This window comes from Paenibacillus sp. P3E, from assembly GCF_001909045.1.
GTDB classification, from domain to species: domain Bacteria; phylum Bacillota; class Bacilli; order Paenibacillales; family Paenibacillaceae; genus Paenibacillus_AQ; species Paenibacillus_AQ helianthi.
In genome coordinates, this window is sequence record NZ_LVWH01000079.1 from 1 (window position 1) to 2,678 (window position 2,678).

Here is a 2,678-nt window from a genome sequence, read left to right on the forward strand (position 1 = left end):
TTATTGGCATGTCGATCCTGACTTTATTATGTATTCTTAATATCATTGTTACAAGCGATAGATCCAATAAACTACTTTATTTGGCTTTTAGTATTGTCTATCTACTAATTATTACTGCAGCTGTTACAAGGAGACTTCTTAAACCCAAGCTATTGCAACTCGATAATAAAGTATTAATTATCAAAAACTATCAACTTGAAGCCAGTGAAATAAGCCAAATAAATATTGAACGTAATGGCGTAATCGGAATTAAACCAAAGAGGAATAGAATTGTCCCAATAGGTTTATGTTTTAAATTTAGTAACACCAATAAGGAAATAAATACCTTAATAGAATGGGCGAGGAACAACAATATTGAAGTGAATCACAAAACATTTTTTAAATGGATCTAAAGAAATTGAAAGTCGGCATCAGATAACACCATGTTCAGGCATCGGTCCGGTCGATGTTCGATGTGAATCGACGAGGCATCTCAGTAGTAGGAAGTGGAATCATCCGGACACATCCGCACCATCCGACCGTATCGCGCTTGTGGTACGTCGAGAACTCCGGAACGATCGACTCCTGAGAGGCTAAGTCTTCGAACCGGCGTTTTCGCGCCTTTAGCCTCTCGTATCCGTGAATACAAGAACGTTATCTGAAAGATACGCAATGAATTTTTGAACCTAACAATGAAAGGAGATAGCGAAATGACTTTACTCCTTATAGTTATCTTGGTAATTGGATTGGCTGGAATTATAGGAAATCAATATTCTGGACTAAGAAAGATGGATGATCTTCAGCGGTCATTAAATGATCTAAAGTCAAAAACTAAGGACCATGAATAAGGAGAAGTAAAGGATCCCTACAATGTTAGTTAATTGCATATTCATGCGGCGGACCTGAAGGTCCTTGGTCTGCAGCAGCTATAGGGGAAGCGGAAACAGCTGAAGAGTATAGCTGCCCTGCTACAGAAGCGATGCGTTTACGCCTTCTTTCACCCTTAGGGTTGAGGGGAGGTTTATTGAAGTTTGCTCACCCAAAACAACTGAATAGTGCGTTCGATCACCATCTAATTTTTATGACATGATAAATTAAAGCTATAAAAGGTAATTCAGGAGGATCAGTTATGAAAAGATACGAACAACAAAGGCACTTTCTGAAATCTAATTTTCATGAATTCAAACATATAAAAACAGATAAGATCAAAGGACTTGCACAACCACCAATTGTTAAACCCTTTGATCCGAAATCGGTAATTATTGATTTGCCAAAGATCAGCAAAGACGTTGTGTGTAAAGAAAACATTTTTGATATTATGGATCAAAGAAGAAGTACGAGGTTTTATTCTGAGGAAACTTTAAGTCTGGATGAGTTATCCTATTTATTATGGGCTACCCAAGGGATTACCGGTATGAATAAGAACGGACTTACGCTACGAACTGTCCCATGCAGTGGAGCAACACACACATTTGAAACCTATTTGTTTATTATGCGGGTAGAAGGCATTGAGCAAGGAATCTACAGATACCTTCCTGTAGAACATAAGCTCTTATTCATGTTTGAATTAGAAAAAATTGAACAGAAGATTGATGCGATTACTTTGGATCAGCCATTTGTCCCTAACTTTGCAAAAAAGGCCTCTGTACTGTTTGCATGGAGTACAACACCCTATCGCTCCGAATGGAAGTATGATATTTCAGCTCACAAAAAAATCCTTATCGATGCTGGACATGTATGTCAAAACCTTTATTTAGCCAGTGAATCTATCGGTGCAGGTGCTTGCGCCATTGGAATCTATGATCAAAAGTTGATTGATGAGATTTTAGAATTAGACGGTGATGATGAATTTGTGATCTATCTCGGTGCAGTTGGGAAGAAACGGGAATCGTTGTAAGCTCTAATCTGTTTTGCTAAAAAACTCTACAGGAGTCTTTGAGGTTGAATAACCTTAAGGACTTCTTTTTGATTTCCAGTATTTTGAATGACTGATATACTAGATGAGAAAATGAGATGCAATTCAATATGAGTATACCTATTGCTTGAGAGAGGGTATTCCACAAAAAACAATTTGTTAAGGAGTCAATACATGAAGACAAGGATGAAACTTCTCTTAATCGTGATATCCATTTTTTGCTCAATAGTATTACCTGTACTAATTCTAGAATTATTTCATCTTTTGTTTCCTGAGTTTTATACTAAGGGATTCTTAACTGGACTCGGCCATCTTCTTATATGTGGACTAATGATAATTCTGAATATAGTTACTAGCCAAATAATAATCCATAGTCAATATAATAAGGGAAAGGAGGACATGACAAGATATATTATTATATTTATTATTGTCAGTATCATTTTACAGGTAACACTAAGTATCATGATTGAGAACCCATTTAAAGATCCTCCCACTATAAATTAATAAATACTCTTGTTTACTCACTCGTTCTAAGATTTTCAGCCATAGACAGATTGAGAGCTGGAGAAGTCATGTAAGGATGACATTATTTTCTGGTGAAGCCGGTGGCGGGAATAGAGAGCGGGGGATTCATCCCCAACCCAAGGATACGTTCTGTGATCGCACTTTGGATATCCACACCTGTCTCCTGACGGCTTACCCTCCCATGTCACGCGGGGTCTTTGCCCTTACATTCCTTCGTTCGGCCTCTCAGGAGGTGGACGCCGTTTCTTGCTCCTTTACA

At 37.9% G+C, this 2,678-nt stretch carries 3 protein-coding genes; all 3 read left to right on the forward strand.

Going from position 1 to position 2,678, the window contains the following annotated elements; genetic code table 11:
• A partial coding sequence (locus A3842_RS32910) for a hypothetical protein (protein ID WP_074101053.1) occupies positions 1-392 on the forward strand: 392 nt, incomplete at its 5' end.
• A 716-nt stretch (positions 393-1,108) separates the two neighbouring features.
• The gene (locus A3842_RS08285) at positions 1,109-1,876 is read left to right on the forward strand and encodes a SagB/ThcOx family dehydrogenase (RefSeq protein WP_074101054.1); all 768 of its coding nucleotides are present in this window, start codon (positions 1,109-1,111) and stop codon (positions 1,874-1,876) included.
• 598 nt (positions 1,877-2,474) lie between these two features.
• Positions 2,475-2,678: hypothetical protein (locus A3842_RS32915; RefSeq protein WP_208619398.1), on the forward strand; the 204-nt coding region annotated here is incomplete at its 3' end.

Bases quoted from the DNA above. Each gene is read 5' to 3' on its own strand.
- A3842_RS08285 (WP_074101054.1), top strand. From the start codon at position 1,109: ATGAAAAGATACGAACAACAAAGGCACTTTCTGAAATCTAATTTTCAT.